The organism is Ottowia sp. (assembly GCF_047975795.1).
GTDB lineage: Bacteria > Pseudomonadota > Gammaproteobacteria > Burkholderiales > Burkholderiaceae_C > Ottowia.
Map to the genome: position 1 here is coordinate 14,366 of NZ_JBKEEE010000085.1, position 19,542 is coordinate 33,907.

At 65.2% G+C, this 19,542-nt stretch carries 19 protein-coding genes; 7 read left to right on the forward strand and 12 right to left on the reverse strand.

The genetic code is table 11. The features are described from left to right. Positions 1-22: 22 nt before the first annotated feature. From ACK5NW_RS12985 to ACK5NW_RS13000, 4 genes are all read left to right on the forward strand, one after another. Positions 23-625, forward strand: a complete 603-nt coding sequence (locus tag ACK5NW_RS12985; protein WP_416928726.1) for a methylated-DNA--[protein]-cysteine S-methyltransferase — start codon at positions 23-25, stop codon at positions 623-625. An 83-nt stretch (positions 626-708) separates the two neighbouring features. Further along, positions 709-1,593 (forward strand): DMT family transporter, encoded by an 885-nt coding sequence (locus tag ACK5NW_RS12990; protein WP_416928728.1) that lies wholly within the window; start codon positions 709-711, stop codon positions 1,591-1,593. Further along, positions 1,581-2,135, forward strand: a complete 555-nt coding sequence (locus tag ACK5NW_RS12995) for a hypothetical protein (protein ID WP_416928730.1) — start codon at positions 1,581-1,583, stop codon at positions 2,133-2,135. Before ACK5NW_RS12990 ends, ACK5NW_RS12995 begins: the two co-directional genes overlap by 13 nt. 116 nt (positions 2,136-2,251) lie before the next feature. Continuing rightward, on the forward strand, positions 2,252-3,052 hold the full coding sequence (locus tag ACK5NW_RS13000; protein WP_416928732.1) for an IPTL-CTERM sorting domain-containing protein: 801 nt from the start codon (positions 2,252-2,254) through the stop codon (positions 3,050-3,052). 42 nt (positions 3,053-3,094) lie between these two features. Here ACK5NW_RS13000 and ACK5NW_RS13005 read toward each other — a convergent pair whose 3' ends face one another. Together ACK5NW_RS13005 and ACK5NW_RS13010 are read right to left on the reverse strand one after the other, a co-directional pair. Then, entirely contained in the window at positions 3,095-3,658 is a 564-nt protein-coding gene (locus ACK5NW_RS13005) for a histidine phosphatase family protein (protein WP_416928734.1), read from the reverse strand. A 24-nt stretch (positions 3,659-3,682) separates the two neighbouring features. Further along, positions 3,683-4,483 (reverse strand): adenosylcobinamide-GDP ribazoletransferase, encoded by an 801-nt coding sequence (locus ACK5NW_RS13010; RefSeq protein WP_416928736.1) that lies wholly within the window; start codon positions 4,481-4,483, stop codon positions 3,683-3,685. Positions 4,484-4,884: 401 nt separating this feature from the next. Between ACK5NW_RS13010 and ACK5NW_RS13015 the strand changes: the two genes are divergently transcribed. After that, positions 4,885-5,520 carry a DUF1287 domain-containing protein gene (locus tag ACK5NW_RS13015; protein WP_416928738.1) on the forward strand — a complete coding sequence of 212 codons (636 nt, stop codon included), beginning with the start codon at positions 4,885-4,887 and terminating at the stop codon, positions 5,518-5,520. 62 nt (positions 5,521-5,582) lie between these two features. Here the strand turns inward: ACK5NW_RS13015 and cobT are convergent, their stop codons facing one another. The 4 genes from cobT to cbiB all read right to left on the reverse strand — a co-directional run bounded on the left by cobT (position 5,583) and on the right by cbiB (position 10,967). Then, on the reverse strand, positions 5,583-6,689 hold the full coding sequence (cobT, locus tag ACK5NW_RS13020) for a nicotinate-nucleotide--dimethylbenzimidazole phosphoribosyltransferase (RefSeq protein WP_416928740.1): 1,107 nt from the start codon (positions 6,687-6,689) through the stop codon (positions 5,583-5,585). Positions 6,690-6,815: 126 nt separating this feature from the next. Then, positions 6,816-8,723, reverse strand: coding sequence for a cobyric acid synthase (locus tag ACK5NW_RS13025; RefSeq protein WP_416928742.1), 1,908 nt, complete (start codon positions 8,721-8,723; stop codon positions 6,816-6,818). Then, positions 8,720-9,787 carry an aminotransferase class I/II-fold pyridoxal phosphate-dependent enzyme gene (locus ACK5NW_RS13030; RefSeq protein WP_416928744.1) on the reverse strand — a complete coding sequence of 356 codons (1,068 nt, stop codon included), beginning with the start codon at positions 9,785-9,787 and terminating at the stop codon, positions 8,720-8,722. The genes ACK5NW_RS13025 and ACK5NW_RS13030 overlap by 4 nt, the downstream gene beginning before the upstream one ends. Positions 9,788-9,989: 202 nt before the next feature. Continuing rightward, a complete protein-coding gene (gene cbiB, locus ACK5NW_RS13035; protein WP_416928746.1) occupies positions 9,990-10,967 on the reverse strand; it encodes an adenosylcobinamide-phosphate synthase CbiB in 978 nt (325 codons plus the stop codon). A 137-nt stretch (positions 10,968-11,104) separates the two neighbouring features. On the opposite strand from cbiB, the gene ACK5NW_RS13040 reads away from it, so the two are divergent. Continuing rightward, positions 11,105-12,310: a Fic family protein gene (locus tag ACK5NW_RS13040; protein WP_416928748.1), complete on the forward strand. Its 1,206-nt coding sequence runs from the start codon at positions 11,105-11,107 to the stop codon at positions 12,308-12,310. Positions 12,311-12,356: 46 nt separating this feature from the next. Here the strand turns inward: ACK5NW_RS13040 and ACK5NW_RS13045 are convergent, their stop codons facing one another. The 4 genes from ACK5NW_RS13045 to ACK5NW_RS13060 form a co-directional block, all read right to left on the reverse strand. Then, positions 12,357-12,509, reverse strand: coding sequence for a hypothetical protein (locus ACK5NW_RS13045; RefSeq protein WP_416928750.1), 153 nt, complete (start codon positions 12,507-12,509; stop codon positions 12,357-12,359). Next, positions 12,506-15,469, reverse strand: coding sequence for a DNA methyltransferase (locus ACK5NW_RS13050; protein WP_416928752.1), 2,964 nt, complete (start codon positions 15,467-15,469; stop codon positions 12,506-12,508). Before ACK5NW_RS13050 ends, ACK5NW_RS13045 begins: the two co-directional genes overlap by 4 nt. A 71-nt stretch (positions 15,470-15,540) precedes the next feature. After that, entirely contained in the window at positions 15,541-16,122 is a 582-nt protein-coding gene (gene cobO, locus ACK5NW_RS13055) for a cob(I)yrinic acid a,c-diamide adenosyltransferase (protein ID WP_416928754.1), read from the reverse strand. A 98-nt stretch (positions 16,123-16,220) separates the two neighbouring features. Then, positions 16,221-16,859: a TetR/AcrR family transcriptional regulator gene (locus ACK5NW_RS13060; RefSeq protein WP_416928756.1), complete on the reverse strand. Its 639-nt coding sequence runs from the start codon at positions 16,857-16,859 to the stop codon at positions 16,221-16,223. Between the two features lie 213 nt (positions 16,860-17,072). On the opposite strand from ACK5NW_RS13060, the gene ACK5NW_RS13065 reads away from it, so the two are divergent. Next, complete coding sequence (locus tag ACK5NW_RS13065; protein WP_416928758.1) at positions 17,073-17,606, forward strand: SDR family NAD(P)-dependent oxidoreductase; 534 nt, start codon at positions 17,073-17,075, stop codon at positions 17,604-17,606. Between the two features lie 42 nt (positions 17,607-17,648). Here the strand turns inward: ACK5NW_RS13065 and ACK5NW_RS13070 are convergent, their stop codons facing one another. Next, positions 17,649-18,446 (reverse strand): ABC transporter ATP-binding protein, encoded by a 798-nt coding sequence (locus ACK5NW_RS13070; protein ID WP_416928760.1) that lies wholly within the window; start codon positions 18,444-18,446, stop codon positions 17,649-17,651. Continuing rightward, positions 18,446-19,534, reverse strand: coding sequence for a FecCD family ABC transporter permease (locus ACK5NW_RS13075; RefSeq protein ID WP_416928762.1), 1,089 nt, complete (start codon positions 19,532-19,534; stop codon positions 18,446-18,448). The genes ACK5NW_RS13070 and ACK5NW_RS13075 overlap by 1 nt, the downstream gene beginning before the upstream one ends. Positions 19,535-19,542: the final 8 nt, after the last annotated feature.

Here is a 19,542-nt window from a genome sequence, read left to right on the forward strand (position 1 = left end):
AAGCTAAAACTCATCAAACACCATGAAATACCCAACCCCCACCGCCCACACCACCATCGCCACGCCGCTGGGCAATTTACTGCTGGCGGCCACCGCGCAAGGGCTGGCCGGTGCCTGGTTCACGCAGGGCCAGCGCGACTTTCCTGACCGCAGCACCTGGAGGCCAGAGCGTGACAGCCCGTTATTGCGACAGGCCCGTGACGAACTGGCCGCCTACTTCGCGGGCCAGCGCCTGCGCTTTGACGTGCCGCTGGATTTGTCCACCGGCACCGCCTTTCAACAAGACGTGTGGCATGCGCTGCTGAATATTGATGTGGGCACCGCCTTGAGTTACAGCGATCTGGCCGCGCACATTGGCCGCCCCGCTGCGGTGCGCGCCGTGGGCACGGCGGTGGGTGCCAACCCGCTGATCGTCATTGTGCCGTGCCACCGCGTGATTGGGCGTGACGGCACGCTCACCGGCTTTGGCGGCGGCCTGCGCCGCAAGGTAGCGCTGCTGCGGCTGGAAGGCTGGCAAATTGCGGGCGACGCGCCGGGTTTGGACAACGCCGCCTTGCGCCGCCTGCACGCCGCACCCGTTGGTGCCAGACATGATGCGGGGTTGTTTGCCGATAGTGCAGGTTGATCCCGGTCAGGCACCCCAACCTCGCGCCTTCACCCCCCACCCCCATCCACCCACCTTGGCAAGTTCGCCGATACTTGCCTGCCATGCTGAACCACCCCGCCCTTCAATTTTTGCTGCTCTCGGCCATCTGGGGTGCGTCATTTTTGTTCATGCGCCTGGGCGCGGTAGAGTTCGGCCCGCTGCCCACCGCCGGGCTGCGCGTGGGCATTGCCGCACTGGCGCTGCTGCCGGTGCTTTTAAGCCGCGGGCTGTGGCCGCAGTTGCGCGCGCACTGGAAACCAGTGCTGTTTTGCGGCGTCATCAACTCAGCGTTGCCCTTTGCGCTGTTCAGCTTTGCCGTGCTGTCCATCAGCACCGGGTTGATGTCCATCCTCAACGCCACCGTGCCACTGTTTGGGGCCGTGGTGGCCTGGGCCTGGCTGGGCGATAACCCTGGCGCATCGCGCACGCTGGGGCTGGCGATCGGTTTTGTGGGCATGATCATGCTGGCCTGGGACAAAGTCAGCTTTCAGCCCGGCGCGCTGGGGCTGGCCCCGGCCTGGGGCGTGGCCGCCTGCCTGCTGGCCACCACCAGTTACGCCGTATCTGCCAGCTATACGCGCAAATATTTGACCGGGCTGAACCCGCTGATGGTCGCCACCGGCAGCCAGGTGGGTGCGGCGCTGGGCCTGGCGCTACCCACCTGGTGGTTCTGGCCCGCACAAGCGCCTCAACCGCAAGCCTGGCTGGCCATGCTGGCGCTGGGCGTGCTGTGCACAGCCGTGGCCTACGTGCTGTTCTTCCGCCTGATCGAGCAGCTAGGCCCGGCGCGCGCCATCACCGTCACCTTTGCCGTGCCCGTGTTTGCGGTGTTCTACGGCGTCACGCTGCTCAATGAAACCCTCACGCCCTGGATGCTGCTGTGCGGGGCGATCGTGCTGTGTGGCACGGCGCTGGCCACGGGAGTGGTGAAACTGTGGAACAAGTAACCACCCCCATATCGCCCTCGTCCCCGCCGTGGCCGCAAGTCATCCGCGCACTGGACGCCGAATTGCATGCCTGGCAAACCTATGCCGATGAAGTCACCGCGTGGCTGGCGGACTTGCAGGTGCGCGTGGGCGGCGAGCCTGACCCGCAACGGCTGCTGGAACATACGCGATGGGTGACCGAATCGGTCAACACCTTTGCCACACGCCTGCGCCAGCACCTGCGCCAAGGCGAGTGGACCGAAGCCATCAGCGTCGCCCTGAGCAGACCATTGGATCCACGCGGCATGGATTACTGCGCACCCGGTTTTTTCTGGGAGCCTGCCCAACCCGGCGATCTGTGCGCCGACTCGCAAGTGGGTAACAGAGACGATGTGCTATTATTGCGAAGCACCTTCTGGCCTGAGCAAGCGCCACCGTGGTGGCTGCACACGCAACCGGCTTGGTCGCAGGTGCTGTTCAAGTGGCTGTGGAGCCCGGTCAGTGGACACAAGCAGATCATCCAGGCTTTTGAAGCGCACATGACGCAGGTTGGCAACCCCTAGGCTGAAACCACCAGGCGCTCTATGAAAGTATCCAATAACAAAAAATAGAAAAAATCAATAGCCCCATATGAAATAATGTGAAGTTAAATTCTTTAATAAACATCAGGGAGAAAGTGATGATCATCACACGTCGTTTTGTTGCATTAGCAGCAGGTCTGTTCCTATCCATTTCATTGGCACAAGCGGCCAATATTCTGATCGTCACCGGTGCATCGACCACCTTCGAACCAAGCACTACAACCAGTGTGGTCGACAACGTCGCACCCACTTGCGGCCCAAGCAACACCTACACCAGCTCTGACACCCTTCCGGCCAATATCAACACCTACGACCAAATTTGGGATGTGCGTTTCAGCAACAGCAGCGCATTGACTGCCGCAGACAACAGCGCCTACACCACCTTCTTGCAAAGTGGCAAGACCTTGTTTCTGATGGGGGAAAACGTGGGTTTCATGACGCGAAACAATTCGGTGTTGGCCTTTATCGACCAAATGGGCGGTGGCTCTCTCAGCTTCATAGAACCTGGCAACGCACAAACCGTTCACAGTCCATTCACCGACGGCCCACTGACTGCCATTAACTACCTTGCGCCAGGCGGCGTAATTACACCTGGCACAGGTAGCTTTGCCACCAGCAACGCCACGGGTGGGTCGGCCATTGCCTGGACTACCGGAACCATGTCCAACGCCCCTGCGGGTGCCATGACTGTCGTGTTTGATGTGAACTTCATGATGGGCAGCGCTGCCGCAGATCAGCACCAGTTCTTTGTCAACCTGTGCTCATTCATGGCCACCGCGACCAGTGGGTCCTCTACTGCTGTAGCCGTACCCACCACCTCCATCACTGGTTTGGGCTTGCTGGGCAGCTTGTGTGGCCTATTGGGAGTCGTCGGACTGCGTCGCCGTCAACGACCCTGATGTTTTTTTGAAGTACGGTGGCCTAAATCATTCGTGCTGGCATCAATCTATCTCCAGCACCCGCACCGCCCCAAACCCCAGCGCATCGGCAGGCCAGTCGCTGGCCTGCGTGGAGCAGCGCACACCGCGCGACAGCAGCAGCGCGGCGCGCATCACGCCCGCATGGGTGATCCAGGCGGTGTCTTGCCGGCAGGCACGGGCTTCGCCTTGGGCTTCATCCCAAACCGCAGCCACGCGGGCCATCAGGGCGTTGACAGATTCACCATGACCGCCGGGGCGGGCGTGGGCAAAGTCGGCCAGCCAGGCATCGATCTCCGTGCGCGACACATCGGCCCATGGCTGGCCTTCCCAGGCACCAAAGTCCAGCTCGCGCAGGCGATCGTCCGTTTTAATCACCAAATCAGGCCGCAGCGCTTGCACCGCCTGCGCAAGCTGCTCACAACGTTGTAGCGGTGAACAGCGCACCACCAGCTCTTGCGGCAGTTGCACCGCCAAATCGTGCGCAGCCTGCGCGGTAGCCTGCGGCTGGGCAGGCCAGTCGCTGCGGCCATAGCAGCGGCCCTCGGCCGCCGCCACTGGCGCATGGCGAATCAACCACAGCTTCATCACGCTGCCTTCACTTCATGGCTTTCATGACAGACTGAGCGCCAGCCCCAGATACAACGCCAGTTCGCACACCTGTTGCGTGGCCCCCAAGGTGTCGCCGGTAAAGCCCTGCAAGCGCCGGCGCAACACGCGCAGCATGGTCGCCAGCACCAGCGTCCAGGCCAGCGCGGCCACCGCCAGACCAACCACACCATAAGCCCAGGCCAGCACCGCCGCCGCAGGCAGCGTCCAGCCGCCAGCGATCCACAGCGCACCCGGCGGTGCAGCGTCAGCAATGGGCTTGGCTTTGGCGTGCACCGGATCGGCCACGTAGGGCAGACAGCGCATCACCACCAGCGGTGCCAGCCGCGAAGCCGCATGCGCAATCACCAAGGCGGCCACGGCCTGAGCGCTGCCCGCCCCGGCCAACAGCGCCAGCAGCGCCACCTTCAGGCCCAGCGCCAGCACCAGGGCCACCGCGCCGTAGGTACCAATGCGCGAGTCCTTCATGATCTGCAAGGCGCGTTCACGCGGGGCGCTGCCGCCCAGCCCGTCGGCCGTATCGGCCAAACCATCCTCATGGAAAGCGCCGGTCAGTCCCACTGTGGTCGCCGTGGCCAGCAGCGCAGCCACCAACGCGCCCAACGGCCCGGCAGGCAGCAGGTGCAGCGCCGCCCACATCACCGCCGCACCCACCGCGCCCACCACCCAGCCCACGGCAGGAAAGTACGCGCTGGCCGCTTGCAGCATGGCTGGGCTGTACCCAGCCCACGCCGCCAGCCGCCCAGTGACCGGAATGCGGGTAAAAAATTGCAGGGCGAGTAGAAAGTGGCGTACGGCTTGCATGAATGGGGCTTGGTTTTAGATCTTTGGCTTTAACCTAGATCCAGCAGTTAACCGCTTGTGTTCTTCTTGAAAGCCGCATGAATACGCAACTTTCTGCCCTTTCCCCAAGCTCACCTTGAAGGTGAAGGCGCACCGCTCCCACTGGCACTGCGCTTGCCGCGCCATGCGGCGTTGCTCGTCCTTGCGGGCAGCAAGCCCGCAGCGTCCTCGCGTCTTGCCTGGCACGCCGATCACAGCACCATCGGATGCGTCTAACTGCCAGATCTAGGTTTAAAAACAGTTGGCATACATCTGGCCTGAACAAAGCATGCGTGCGCGGAACCCAAGTGACTGCGCATGAATCGTAACCCACACGAATCCTGCACCAGGCAAAACCCAGAAGCACACCACAACACCAACCCATGAAATTCAGCCTGAACAAAACAACCCATGCATGGGCCTGCTTGATGTTACTGGGGTTGCTGGGGCCGCTGGCCTCTGCGACACAACCTGTGGCACAGGCCGATGATTTTGCGACCCAACTGGATGCGGCCGCCCTGAACCGCTTGAAAGCCCAGGTGCGCTACGACGGGCGTTACGTGGCCATCGCCTACCCCGGCGGCGACGTGCCTGCAGACACTGGCGTATGCACCGACGTGGTGATTCGCTCGTACCGGGCGCTGGGTGTGGACTTGCAGGTCAAGGTGCATGAAGACATGCGCCAGAATTTTGCCCGCTACCCTTCCCAACGCCTGTGGGGCTTGAGCCGCCCCGACCCCCACATCGACCACCGGCGCGTGCCCAATCTTCAGGTGTTTTTCAAGCGGCACGGGCAAGCCCTGCCCACTTCGGATAACCCGGCCAGCTACCGGCCGGGCGATCTGGTCACCTGGATGTTGCCCGGCAATTTGCCGCACATCGGCATCGTCTCCAGCAAGAAAACCCGTGCGGGCGTGCCGCTGATCGTGCACAACATCGGGCGCGGGCCAGAGCTGAGCGATGCACTGTTCGTCTACAAAATCACCGGGCATTACCGTTACCAGCCCAAGCCGGTTTGACCGACCCATTCATCTTCGGCGCACGAAGGCCCCACCCTCTGCTCTGGGCGGCAGAGGGCGCCTCATTGTTTATCTGACACCTCGGCGCTTTCAAAGCTTGCCATCTCGTTCAGGATGGCACAGGCCGACACCAGCAGCGGCCAGGCCAGCGCTGCGCCACTGCCTTCGCCCAGGCGCAAGCCCAGATCGAGCAGCGGCTCGGCCTGCAACAAAGTCAACAGCCGCGCATGGCCGCGCTCGCCCGAGCGGTGCGCCAACACGCAGCGTTGCAGCACATGCGGGGCCAGCCGCGCGGCCACCAGCACGGCGGCGCTGGCAATAAAGCCGTCCACCAGCACCACCCGGCGTTCGATGGCTGCCTGCAACACGGCCCCCACCATGGTGGCGATTTCAAAGCCGCCCAGCGCAGCCAACGCGGCCAGCGGCTCGGCTGCCCCGGCGTTGGCGGCCAGCGCCTGGCGCAGCACGGCGGTTTTGCGGGCGATGCCTGCGGCGTCCAGCCCAGTGCCTGCGCCCGTGACTTCGGCCACGTCCACCCCCCCTAGGCGCGCAGTCAACAGTGATGCGGCGCTGGTGTTGCCAATGCCCATTTCACCCAATAGCAGTGCGTTGCCAGGCAGCGCCTTGAGCAGTTGAATACCATTGTTCAGCGCCTGCGTGCACTGCGCCGCCGTCATGGCTGGGCCAGCGCTGCTGTCTTGCGTGCCGGGGGCGATCTTGCGGTGCAGCAGGCGCGGCGCACCTGCACTCGGTACAAGTGCGGGTGCTGGTTCAGCCCTTGCATCAAAGTCATGCCGCACGCCGCAGTCCACCACCGTCAGCGCGATGCCATGCTGGCGCGCCAGCACGCTCACCGCCGCCCCACCGGCTAAAAAGTTGTGCACCATCTGCCAGGTCACATCGCTGGGGTAAGCCGACACGCCGCGCGCGGCAATGCCGTGGTCGGCGGCAAACACCACCAACTGCGGTTGCACCAGTTGTGGCGCGGCGGTGCCCAAAATGGCCCCCAGCCGTCGCGCCAAATCGCCCACCTGCCCTAAAGCGCCCAGCGGTGCGGTTTTGCGGTCGATGCGCTGCTGCAAGGCCGCGGCCAGGGCGGGATCGGTGATGTCAGGAACGTCTGCAATCTCTGGGATGGCAGGCATCAGGCTGTTGTCGGTCAAAGTCATCAAGTCAATGGGTTGAAGTTTTTACGTCAAGGCCACCGTATCAGGAGTTTGCAATGGCATCTGGCGCATGTCGTTCAATATCCAGATCATCCCGCACGCCACGCCTGTTCCGGGAAAGCAACGCGCTTACAACGCCGCCAGCGCCCCCAACACACCCGGCTCAAACGCCTGATCCAGCGCATCGGCGAGCCGATCGAACACGTCGTCCAGCGACGGCGCATCGGCACCAAACAGCGCGTGCAGCACGGCAGGGCTTTCAAACAGGCCATGCAGATAAAGGCCCAGCACGTTGCCTGCGGGGTTTTGCCAGACCAGGCCGGGAATCACCTCGTGCGCCACGTCGCCCTTGGCGGCCATGGCCGGGTGCTGGGCGGTTTGTCCACTGTGGATTTCGTAGCCGTGTACGGGCACACCCGACAGCGCAGCCCATGCGCCGTGTAGCGTGCCAAAGCGCGCGCGCGCGGGGCACACCGTTTTGTTCGGCTCAAAGCTGGTCACTAAAGGCAGCAGTCCAAGGCCCGGTGCATTGGTATACAAGCCCCCACGCTGCGCGGCTGCGCCTGCTGCGCTGCCCCCCGAGGGGGCCGCACCCCGCCTTGGGAGCGGCCCGGCGGCGGGCTGATCGCCCCCACGCTGCGCGGCTGCGCGTGGTGCACTGCCCCAAGCCGGGGTCAGGTTTCCGGCTGCACCGGAAAGTGGGGCTGCACCCCGCCTTGAGAGCGGTTCGGCGGCGGGCTGGTGCCCTGCGGGTTCCACCCCGTGCACGTCAATCAACGCCTCGCCCAGCATTTGCAGGCCGCCGCAGATGCCGAGCACGCGACCACCGCGCGCGGCGTGCTGGGCAATGGCCGCGTCCAGCCCCTGCGCGCGCAGCCAGGCCAGATCGGCGGCAGTGGCTTTGCTGCCGGGCAGGATGATCCAGTCGGCGGCGCTCAAATCCGCCAGTTCAGCCGGGCTGCGCGTCCAGCTCAGGTGCACGCCGGGCACATTTTTCAGCGGCTGAAATTCGTCCAGATTGCTGATGCGCGGGTACGCCACCACGGCAATGCGCGTGCGCACCGCGCCGCTCGTGCCGCCCGTGCTGATATGGGCGCGGTCATCGAACACGCCATCTTCTTCCGGCAGGCCGTGACCAAAGTGCATGGACACCACGGCCACGGTGGGCACACCGGTCAGCGCCTGCAACTGCTCGGGGCCGGGGGCCAGCAAAGCCGCATCGCCGCGAAATTTATTGAGCACAAAACCCCGAATGCGCGCCCGATCATCTTCAGGCAGCAGCGCCCAGGTGCCATACAAGTGGGCAAAAGCGCCGCCTCGGTCGATGTCGGCCACCAGCAGGCAACGCGCATCGGCATGGCGGGCCACGCGCAGGTTCACCACGTCGCTGGCCATCAGGTTGATTTCAGCCGGTGAGCCTGCGCCCTCGATCACCACCACGTCGTTCTCAGCGCGCAGCGCATCCAGCGCGGTGGCGATCTGCGGCCACACCCGTTCGCTGCGGCCCCGCCAGGGCATGCCCGTCAAATCACGGCTCACCTGCCCCAGCAACACCACCTGACTGTGCGTGTCGGCCTCGGGCTTGAGCAGCAGCGGGTTCATGCGCACATCCGGCACGGCGCGCGCGGCCAGCGCCTGAAAGTATTGGGCGCTGCCAATCTCTCCCCAAAAAACCTCAGCCCCGCCACAAGGTGAAGCAACGCCCTCCTCCGGCACGCCCGGGTGCCCTTGCCCGAACTGGGGCAGCGCACCCTGGGCAGCAGGCAGCATGGGGGCCACCGAGCCGCCGCCGGGCCGCCCCAAGGCGGCAAGCGCCCCCTCGGGGGGCAGCGCACCATGCGCAGCAGGCAGCGTGGGAGCCACAATTCTTGCGTTGTTGCTCATGTTCTGCGCCTTGAAGGGCACCACTTTCAGCCCCAAGCGCGCGTAATAGCGGCACAGCGCGGTGGCGATCCAGCTTTTGCCCGCCCCGCTGCTGGTGCCCAGCACCATGATGCAGCGGGCGGGTTGGCGGGCCGTGTGGGATGTTGAAGTCATAAGGGCTGATTTTGCCCCTGGCCCACACCCAACGGCTGGCGCAGCACTGCCAGCACTGCGTCCTGATCGGCGGGGCAGGCCACGGCCATGCGCACACGGCCGGGCAGGCCAAAGCTGGCGGCGTTGCGCAGCTTAAGCCCTTGAGCGCGCCACGCGTGCAATTGCGTTTGCAGGTCAGTTTGCAAGTCAAGCACGCCTTCAGCGCTTGTCCGGCATGCAGGATCAGCGACGAAAAACGGCGTTTCGCTGGGCTGCACCCGCCAGCCCGCAGCGGTCAGCAGCGCCATTTGCCGCGCCTTCCAGGCTTGCAATTGCACGCGGCTGGCGGCCACCCAGTCTTCGGCATCCAGCGTGGCCCAGCTTTGCAGCAGCGCCACGCCATGTGCGCCCAGCGGCCACGACGGGGCCAGCGCCTGCACGCGCCGCAACAAGGCTGCATCCACCTGCGCCGGAGCCACGGCGTAAGCCGCGCGCACCCCCGTCAGGCCCAGCGCCTTGTTGGGACTGAACAAGCGCCACACGCTGTCTTGCGCGGCCGCATCCAGCACCAGCGCGCCTTGCAGGCGCAGCGGCGCGTAAGCCAAGTCGAGCACCAGCGTTTGCCACGGCTGCAACGCGGCCACGCGCTCGGCCAAACCGGCTTCTGGCTGGCCCAGCGGGCTGGACGGTTCGCACCCCCACAACAGCGCGGCCTGAGCCGCATCAGGCGTGGGCACCAGCCCCACGGCTTGCGCGGCGCGGGCGTAGTCGCCGTAAGCATGCGGCGGCAGCCACACCCGTGTGGGCCGCCCTGCGCCCTGCCCCGCCTGCAAGGCCACCGCGGCGCTGATGCGCTGAATGAATTCGCTGCCGCTGGCGGCCAGCACCATGCGCGCCGGTGCCACCCGGTGCCAGGCGGCCAGTTGCACGGTCAGTTCGGTGTACGCCGGGTCGGGGTAATGCCGCGCATCCGCAGCTTGCAGGGCGCGCAAGGCCCCAGGGTACGGCCCCAACGGGTTGGCGTTGGTGGACAAATCGTAACGCGCCACGCCTTCGGCGTCGGGGCCGCCGTGGATGGTCTGCATCACCTGAAAACTCCTGAAATAATAGCTGCATACGATTGTTGTACCTGCATTGCAGGCTGGTTTTTCCTCAAACTCTGGCGTCGCCTGCCCTCAATCCAACTCTCGCCCCAACTCGCTCCCACCAGCGGCAGAAGGGTCAAAGCCAGTGCATCCGTCTGCCCTCGGGGACAGGGTTGGGGTGCAGGCGAATGGGCACCACCGCTCACACCAGCACCCACAGCACCGCCGCACAGCACAGCAGCGTGGCCGCCAGCGTGGTGCGCGATCCGATGGCGCAGGCACGCACGGTGTCTGCCGGCTCAGGCGCACGGCCTTCAGCGTTCAGCGTGTACGCGCCCGGTTTGCCCAGCCGCACGCCCAGCACCAGCGCCATCGCCGCCATCGGCCAGCCGCTGTTGGGCGACGGCGTGCGTGCGGCTTCGCGCCACAGCGCCGCACCGGGCCATCGCGCGGCCACCGCGCACACCAGCAGCGCCGTCAAGCGCGCGGGCAACCAGCTCAGCACATCGTCGGCGCGCGCCGCCCATTTGCCCGCCCAGCGCCAGTCGCGCCCGCGGTGCACACCACGGTAACCCCACATGGCGTCCGCCGTATTGGCAAAGCGGTACAGCACCGCACCCGGCAGCCCCAGCAGCGCAAACCAGAACAAGGGGGCCACCAGTGAATCGTTCAGGTTCTCGGCCAATGACTCGATGGCGGCCTCACGCACCTCGTCCGCACCCAAATCCTGCGCCGGACGGCTGACCAGGTGCGCCACCTGCGCGCGCGCCTCGGGCAGCGACCGGGCCAGCGCCTGCTCTACCGCCAACGGCCCGTCGTGCAGCATGGCCCACGAAAAAAATGGCTTCAAGCACAGCGCCAGCGCAGGCACCGCCAGCCACACCGGCTGCGCCAGCACCCAGTCTTGCAGCAGCGCCGCCGCCACATAAACCACCACCGCCACCGTGCACCAGCCCATGGCCGCCAGCGTCATTGCGCTCCAGTTCGACAACTGCCGCTGCTCATCCCGCGTGGGGGCCACATAACCGGCCATCGCATCCAGCGCCCGCCCCATCCACACCACCGGGTGCCAAGCCGCCGCAGGCTCGCCCAGCAGCCGGTCGATGGCCAGCGCCAGCGCGGGCACGCAGGCCAGCAGCAGGGCGTGTGGTGCGGGCCAATCCACCAGCCAGCCCGTCAAAGCCGCCCCTTTCGGGCGATCACCAACCGATATCCCAAATGCTTCAAGAAATTCGCCATTAAATTCGCCAAAACAATACAATATTAAAGTTAACTTATTGATAAATAACAAATTTTCGCAATTACGACATTTGAAATATGCGCCCTGTCACGCTGTACACCCAACCGCACCAGTTCGAGCCTTTGCTGCCGCGCGCCGAAGTGCGTGAAGCCCTTCTGGCCAAGGCGCACACGCTGTTCAGGGAAGGCTTGCAAACCAACGGGCGCGCGCACAGCAGCGTCATGCAGGCCATGGCGCCACTGCTGCGCGCGGTCAACTCGTACTACACCAACAAGATCGAAGGCCAGCACACCCTGCCGCGCGAGGTCGAGGCGGCGCTGGACAACCGTTTTTCGTCCGACGCCGACGTGCGTCGCCGCCAGCGGCTGGCCCTGGCCCACATGCGCACCGAAGACTGGGCGGAGCACAATTTTCAAGACCGCGACTGGCGCGAGCTGTTTGCGCCCGAGGTCATCGCCGCCCTGCACCGCCACCTGTTTGCCCAACTGCCCGAAGAAGACCTGCGCCTGAAGGGCGGCAGCCTGATGCCTCCCGGCGCGTGGCGCACGGGCGAAGTGCGCGTGGGCACGCACGAAGCACCGGCGGCCGCCTGCGTGCCCGATTTTCTGGCCCGCATGGCCGAGGTATATCAGGGCACCCGCGATGGCGAACTGGCCCTGGTGGCCGTGGCCTGCGCGCACCACCGTTTGGCCTGGGTGCACCCGTTTGCCGACGGCAATGGCCGCGTCGCCCGCCTGCACAGCCACTTGCTGCTGCACCGCCTGGGACTGACGCACGGCGTCTGGTCGCCCCTGCGCGGCCTGGCCCGCACCCAGGCCGTGTATTACGAGCGCCTGGCCCACGCCGACGCCCCGCGTGAGGGCGACCTGGACGGTCGGGGCAACCTCAGCGAGCGCCAGTTGGTGGCCTTTTGCGACTACTTTCTCACCACCTGCATCGACCAGGCGCGCTTCATGGGCGAGCTGCTCGATTTGAGCCACGTGCAAGAGCGCATCCGCGCCTGCCTCAGCTTTGAAAGCACGCGCCAGGGCAGCGACATCCGGCTGCAAGCCGCGCACCCGCTGTATCTGATGTTCGTCTCCGGCACGCTCGAGCGCGGCAGCTTCAAGCGCATGACCGGCCTGCCCGGGCGCAGCGCCGACCGCCTGCTCAGCGCCCTGCTGGCACGCGGGCTGCTCACCTCGCCCAGCCCCAAGGGCAAGCTCCAGTTCGGCATACCGCTGCACGCGCTGCGCTTTTACTTTCCGCGCCTGTGGCCCGAGGCCGAAGCCGACGCCAGTTAGCCCGCTGACCCACGGCACTGGCCAGAAGACCGTAGCGCAGCGACATTCAAGGCGCATCGTCGTCACTGTGGCGCTGGCAGCCCAACAACAAGTTGAACACAACCCCCGCGAGGTATGCCGTCATCTGCGCAAAACCCACCACCAATATCAGCGCCAGCACGACAACCGTTACCACCACCAGCCATTCCCACCAACTCATGGCGCGGCGCTCCGGCGCGGGCGCTTGCGAGATGGCTTGGCCATTGCCGCCGCAGGCAACAGGCTGGTGATGCGCTGGTACAGCGTGAATAGAAAGGCCACGCGCTCGGCGTCGTTCTTGTAGTTTTTGGGGCCGCCAGCGGCCTGGTAGGCCTTGTCCACCGCCGCGTCCAGCTTTTGATGGGCCTTGAACAGCGCGGGCAGCATGGTCAAAGGGTCGTACAGATCGGCCAGGCTGCTGCCGGGGAACTGGGCGCGTGCGTCCAGCACGGCTTGCGCTGCGGTTTCGATAGCTACCTGCGATTTCTCTACATGCGCTGGAGCCACTTTTTGATACGAATCCACGGCACTGAAAGGCCAGGGGAAGTTGTTGTAGACGATAAGTGCTGAGTACTGGTAACGACTCTCCAAGCGCCCACACACTTGTCTGGTCCAAGCCATGTGCATCCGCGAAAGCAGCACCCCGAAATGGAACAGGCCCGTGCCCTCGATGACCCGCAGCTTGTCGCCGCAAAACACGTCCGGGGTCAGAAAAGCCATGGGAATCGTCTCGCGCCGCTCTGACGACACCTGCGGCAGCGCAATGAAGTCGCCGCTGGAAACAAATTCGGTATGAAACCGTGTCGGTGTCGCCGCAATGGCCTGCGTGGGTTTGCTCTTGCTGGCCTGTCGAAACGCTTTGACGGCTTGCACCCGCTTCATGGCTTCGGGCATGGCGCGCAGTTGGGCCGACGGCGTGTCGCCCAGCCACAGGCACCAGCGGTCGATGCCGTTGATGAACTCTTCCCCGCCCAACCAGCGGCGAAACCACGGGGCGCTGGCAGGCTCAAGAGCGATAAAGGCATCGCGCTCTTCGGTGGTGAACAGGTAGTTGCCACCGTCGATGGGTTTGTTGCCCGAACGCATCTCGGGCACATCGCACACCGGCTGGCTGCGCCGGGCCAGCACCACGTCCGGCGCATCCACCAGATACGGGTTGATGTTGGCGGCCGGCACGGCGTGCGGCTCGCCCTTGATGTCGTCGTATTCGTAAATCAGCTTGCCCGGCAAGTCTTGCAGCCCAAAGCCGACGATGACGCAGTGCACCGCGGCCTTGCCGCGCGCCTCGTTGCTCCAGGCGAAGGTGCGGTGGGCAAACTGGATGTGCAGCCCCTGCGCCAGCAGCCAGCCCCACAGCACGCCCACCTGCTCGCCCTGAGTGATGCTGTTGGTGGAGACGAAGGCGGCGCGGGTGACGGGCTGGTTTTTATAAGCCAAATCAGCCTCTGGCGCAGGTGTAGAAAGCGCGAGAAGCTCTTTATTTGAGCGTAATTTTGAGGCAGCACCTTCACCCCCGCCCTCTCCCGCGCGCGGGAGAGGGGGCCAAGTCGCGCCGCGCAGGTAGCGGGCGGCTTTGACATACCAGGCGGCGACGAAGTCGAGCAGGCCAGCGCCGTCGATACCGCTGAACACCGCCCGGGTGTCGGCGCGCTGGGCGTCGCTCATGTATTTGGCACCCACAAACGGCGGGTTGCCCAGCAGGTAGCTGCATTGCGTGGGCGGCAGCACGGCGGCCCAGTCGAGCGTGAGGGCGTTGCCGTGCACGATGTGGGGACTGGTTTTGAGGGGGATGCGGGCGAAGTACTGACCAAATTCTTCGCTCACGCGCAGGTTCATCTGGTGGTCGACCAGCCACAGGGCGACCTGGGCGATTTGGGCCGGGAACTCTTCGATCTCGATGCCGTAGAACTGATCGACATTGACGCCAATCAGGCTGTGCACGTCCACGCTGCGCTGCCCGGCGTGGCCCGACAGGTCTGCGGCGGCGCGCAGCACGTCCAGCTCCAGCAGGCGCAGCTCGCGGTAGCTGATGACCAGAAAGTTGCCGCAGCCGCAGGCGGGGTCGAAAAACGTCAGGCGGCGCAGCTTTTTGTGAAAGTCGAACAGCTTGCTGCGCTGGTGCTTGATCTTGGCGAATTCAGCGCGCAACTCGTCCAGAAACAGCGGGCCGATGAGTTTGAGGATGTTTTCCTCCGACGTGTAGTGCGCGCCCAGGTTGCGGCGCGCCTTGCTGTCCATGATGGACTGAAACAGGCTGCCGAAGATGGCGGGGCTGATGGCCGACCAGTCGAGCGCGCAGGCGTCAAGCAGGGCCTCGCGCGTGGCGGCGTCGAAGTCGGCAATGGGCAGGCTTTCGGCAAACAGTTTGCCGTTGACGTAGGGAAAGGCGCGCAACTGCTCGTCAAGGTTACGGTTGCGGGCGTCTTCCGGCGTGTTGAGCAACTGGAACAGCCGCGCCAGGTGGGGGCCAAGGTCAGCGCCATCAGGCGCGGTGCGCTCTTCAACAAAGGCGCGAAAGCTTTGCGACTGAAAGATGGCGGTGTCGTCGGCGAACAGGCAAAACAGCACGCGCACCAGCAGCACTTCCAGCGCGTGGCCCTGATCGTGGGCAGAGTAGCCGCTGGCCTTGAGCGCGTCGTGCAGGCGGCCCATGCGCTCGGCCGCCTTGATATTGACCGGATCTTGCGGTTTGACCTCTTGCGCCTGATACCCGGCGATAAAGCCGAACCAGCGCACATGTTTGTGCAGGTCCTTGAGGGCAAAGGTAATTTCGCGCCGGTGCACGAGGTCGATGACGCGAAACTGGGCAAAGTCGCACACCACCATGGTGTGGGGCAGATCGCGCTCGGCAATGCCGGGAAAGTAGCCCAGCGCCTGGTCAAAGGCCGGGGCAAGCGGCTTGCCGCGCGACTTTTGCTCCACCAGCATCTGGCCGGGCCAGAACAGATCAATGTAGCCTTGGCCGCCACCGTGCTTCTTGACGGCGTGCTCGAAGCTGCCCACGCGCTTGTTGCTGATGCCAAAGATGTCGAAAAAATCGATCCAGAACGGGATCGACTGCTGCTTTTCGTCCGCCGCGTCGGCCCACTGACGGCTGAAGGCCATGGCGCGGGATTTGATTTCGTTCCAAGACAAGGGCATGGCAGCGTTGCCTGTTTTTATATGAAGGTGTCAAGCTTATCGTGTGGCAGCACCTTCAGTCGTCAGCGCGTTCAGTCCTCGATGCCGCGCTGGGCGGGCACGCCCGCCTTGTAGGCGTGTTTGACGAGGGTCATCTCGGTCACGGTGTCGGCCAGCGCGACCAGCTCGGGCGGGCAGCGGCGCCCTGTCAGGCACACGTGCACGTGGCGCGGGCGCTGGCGCAGGGTGTCCAGCACGTCTTGCAGTGGCAACCAGCCGTAGATGAGGGGATAGGTGATTTCGTCCAGAACCACCAGAAAGTGCGCGCCATCCAAAATGGCCGCACGCGCCTTTTGCCAGCCCGTGCGGGCCAGATCGGCGGAGTGATCGAGGTCTTTGCTCTTCCAGCTAAAGCCGTCGCCCAGCCCTTCGATGGGCAGGCCCATTTGCTCGAACATGCGGTGCTCGCCAAAACGCGCGGTGGGTACTTTCATGAACTGGAAGATGCGCACCTGCTGGCCGTGCACGTGCTGGCGGCCCAGCGCGCGCAAGGCCAGGCCGAAGGCGGCGGTGCTTTTGCCCTTGCCGTCGCCGGTGTGCACGATGACGAGGCCGCGCCGCTCGCCCTGCGGTTTGTCTGAAGCGCGTTCGGTGGGCGGGGTTTCAATTTGCATGGTGGGTTTGACCAGGGTTGAGGGCGTGGCGCTGAGAACGTCAGCACATGACAACCGCCATGGCAGCGCCCTCTATGGGCGATGTGCATGTGGCGGCGTTAAAGGCTGCGGCTGAACAGGTGATCGATCGCCTGGCGCGCCTGCGCCTGCAAGGAGGGCACCGCTTGTGCATCGCCCGACAGGTGCCTGAGCAGTGCCTGCTGAAACAGGCCGTCAAACAGCGCATACGCGGCGCGCGGCGACAGGCCGTGCGAGGTGCCTGTCAATTCGGCAAAGCGACTGATCACGCGCCAAATCATGCTCTCGAGGCTTTGGTCGATGTCCATCACGTCACCGCGAAAGGCTTCTTCAAACAGCGCCTGCGCGCGCAAGTCGTACCACAGCCGGTGCATGGGCGCTTCTCTGCGCAGCGTGTCGGCCAGGCCGTCCAGAAAGCCGGTGAGCAGCTCGTCGTAGCTTTGCGCTTCAACCGTGACCTGGTCGTAGCGCGTGACGCAGCGCGCCTTGTACTGGCGCACGCTGCACACGATGAGATCGACCTTGTCGCTGAAGTAGTAGTGCAGCACGCCGTGCGAGAAGGCCGAGTTTTGCGCAATCTCGCGCAAGCTGGTGCGCGCATAGCCCAGCGCCGCCAGCGTGGTGAGCGCGGCTTCGCTCAGCTCGGCGCGGCGCGCGGCGAACTTGTCGTCGCGCACGGGCGGTGCTTTTTTAGCCTGTGTCACTTGCGGTGCAGTCATCTTCAACCTAGTCAAACCGAACGGTCGACAACCCTTGCTTGGTGAATCAACTGAAACGATACCACGGCCCGAACCGGCCACGGACGGGGCATCCACGTCAGTGTTTTCCCGCGAATTTTGACAATTGACCAATAAATCTTTGACAACTGTCAAGCTCAAACCTAGGATGACTTTTCCATCTTCATTCACAACAATTTTTCAAGGAGACAAGCGATGGAGCAGTTTGATTTGAAAGGCCGCAAAGCCCTGGTCACGGGTGGTGCGCGCGGCATTGGCGCCAGCATTGCCGAGACACTGGCACGCGCGGGTGCCCAGGTGATGATTGGCGACGTAATGGCCGATGTGGGGCAGGAAACCGCAGCACGCCTGAGCACCAGCACGGGTGCCAAGGTAGGCTTTGTGCCGTTGGACGTGACGCAAGACGACGCCTGGGCATCGGCCACGGCGGCCACTATCAAGCAGTTGGGCGGACTCGACACGCTGGTCAACAACGCGGGTATCGAAATCACTTCACTGGTGGTGGATGTCAACGGCGACGACCTGCGCCGCATGCTGGACGTCAACGTGGTGGGCACGCTGCTGGGCATGAAGCACGCCTTTCGCGCCATGCGCCCCGGCGGCCCGGCAGGCCAGGGCGGGGCCGTGGTCAACATTGCATCGGTGGCCGCCACCATTGCTTTTCCGGCCATTGCGGGCTATTCGGCCACCAAATCGGCGGTGGATCGCGCACCTTGCTGGAGGCCATGAAGGCATGACGCTGCACAGGGCGTAGCCGGCACGTCTGGGCCATCAATCGGAGCGGGGGATGATCTGTGGCAGCGCCACCCACTGCCCCTGCACGGGGTGCACGGCAATGCGGTGGTCAAACGCGGCGGCCAGCGCCTGGTGGCTGCTGGCGGCAGCACACGGGCCGTGATGGGCCATGCGGCCTGCCTGCACGATGACCAGTTCATCGGCTTGCAGCGCCACGCTCAACTCATGCAACACACTGACGACCAGCGTGCCGCGCGCGGCCAACTGGCGCACCGTGCTGATCCAGTCGGCCTGGTGCGGCGGGTCGAGATGGGCCAGCGGCTCGTCCATCAGCAACACGGCAGCTTGCACAGCCAGCGCGCGCGCCAGCAGCACGCGCTGGCGTTCGCCCCCGGACAGCTCGCCCAAACGGCGCTGGCGCAAGTCCCACGCCTGGGCGGCGCGCAAAGCCTGCGCCACGGCCACATGGTCATCGGCACCGGGCGCGGCCAGCCAGGCGCGGTGCGGCAAGCGGCCCAGCATGACCACGTCCTGTGCCAGCAAATCGTCGCTGCCGCCTTCGGCCTGCCCCAGCCAGGCCAGCCGGGTGGCGCGCTGGCGTGCGGGCCAGTCATGCAGCGAACGGCCCAGCAGATCGACCCGGCCCACGCACGGCAACAACCCGGCCAGCACGCGCAGCAGCGTTGATTTGCCCGCGCCATTGGGGCCAACCACGGCCACCCAGCGGCCTGCGGCCAGTTGCAAATCCATCGCTTGCAGGATCTGGTGTTTTCCGATGCTGGCGCTGGTTAAATTTGCGCATAAAGCTATGTTTTCAGGAGCAATTTCCGACATCAATGTGCCCTCCCGGCGCGCGACTGAGCGTGCATACGCCAGAGAAGGTAAACACCCCCCAGCACAGCGGTGAGCACCCCCACCGGCAATTCCTGCGGTGCCATCAGCACCCGGGCAGCGATGTCGGCCAGCATCAGCAGCAGACCGCCCGCCAGGGCCGACAACAACAACAACGGCCCATGCGTGCTGCGCGCCAGCCCACGCACCAGGTGCGGGGCCACCAGGCCAACAAAGCCGATCAAGCCGGTCTGCGCCACCGCCGTGCCGGTGGCCAGCGCCAGCACCGCCACCAGCAGCGCGCGCAGCGGGGCCAGCGGCAGGCCCAGGCTTTGCGCGGTGGCTTCGCCCAGCGTCAGTGCGTCCAGCACGCGCGCCAGCGCCCAGGCCCCAGCCAGCAGCGGGGCCAGCACGGCGGCCATGATGGCGCAGGCGCTCCAGCCCACAAAGCCGGTGATGCCCAGCGTGAAACCCTGCATGGCGGTCAACACATCGGGGTCGGCAATTTGCACCAGATCGCGCGCTGCGCCCAGCACGTAGCCCACCACCACCCCCGCCAGCAGCAGGCGCAGGGTTTGCTGCACACCTTGGGCCAGCATCAGGGTCAGCAGCACGCCCAGCAGCGCGCCGACAAAGGCCGCGCCGGTCAGCCCCAGCCGCGCCAGCCAGGGCGACGCGGCCTGCGCCAGCGCCGCACCGCTGCCGCCACTACCGCCACTGCCACTCGACACCAGACCAGCCGCGCCCACACCGGCAAACGTCAGCGCCACCGCCAGCGCCGCGCCCGAGGCGCTGCCCAGCAAATACGGATCGGCCAGCGGGTTGCGAAACAGCCCCTGCGCCACCGCCCCGGCCAGCCCCAGCAGCGCCCCAGCCAGCCACGCACCCAGGGTGCGCGGCAAGCGGATGTCCCACACGATTTGCCAGGCCACGGGGTCATGGCGGGCGTTGAAAACACTGTCCAGCCCGGTGCTGCCCACGCTGGCGCCCAGCAGCAGCCCGCCCGTGCCCAACAGCAGCAAGGCCGTTCCCAGCAGCCGCGCGCGGCTGCGGCCGCTGGTGGCAGGCGGGGTGTGGGGCAACGCAGTCATGGTGAGAG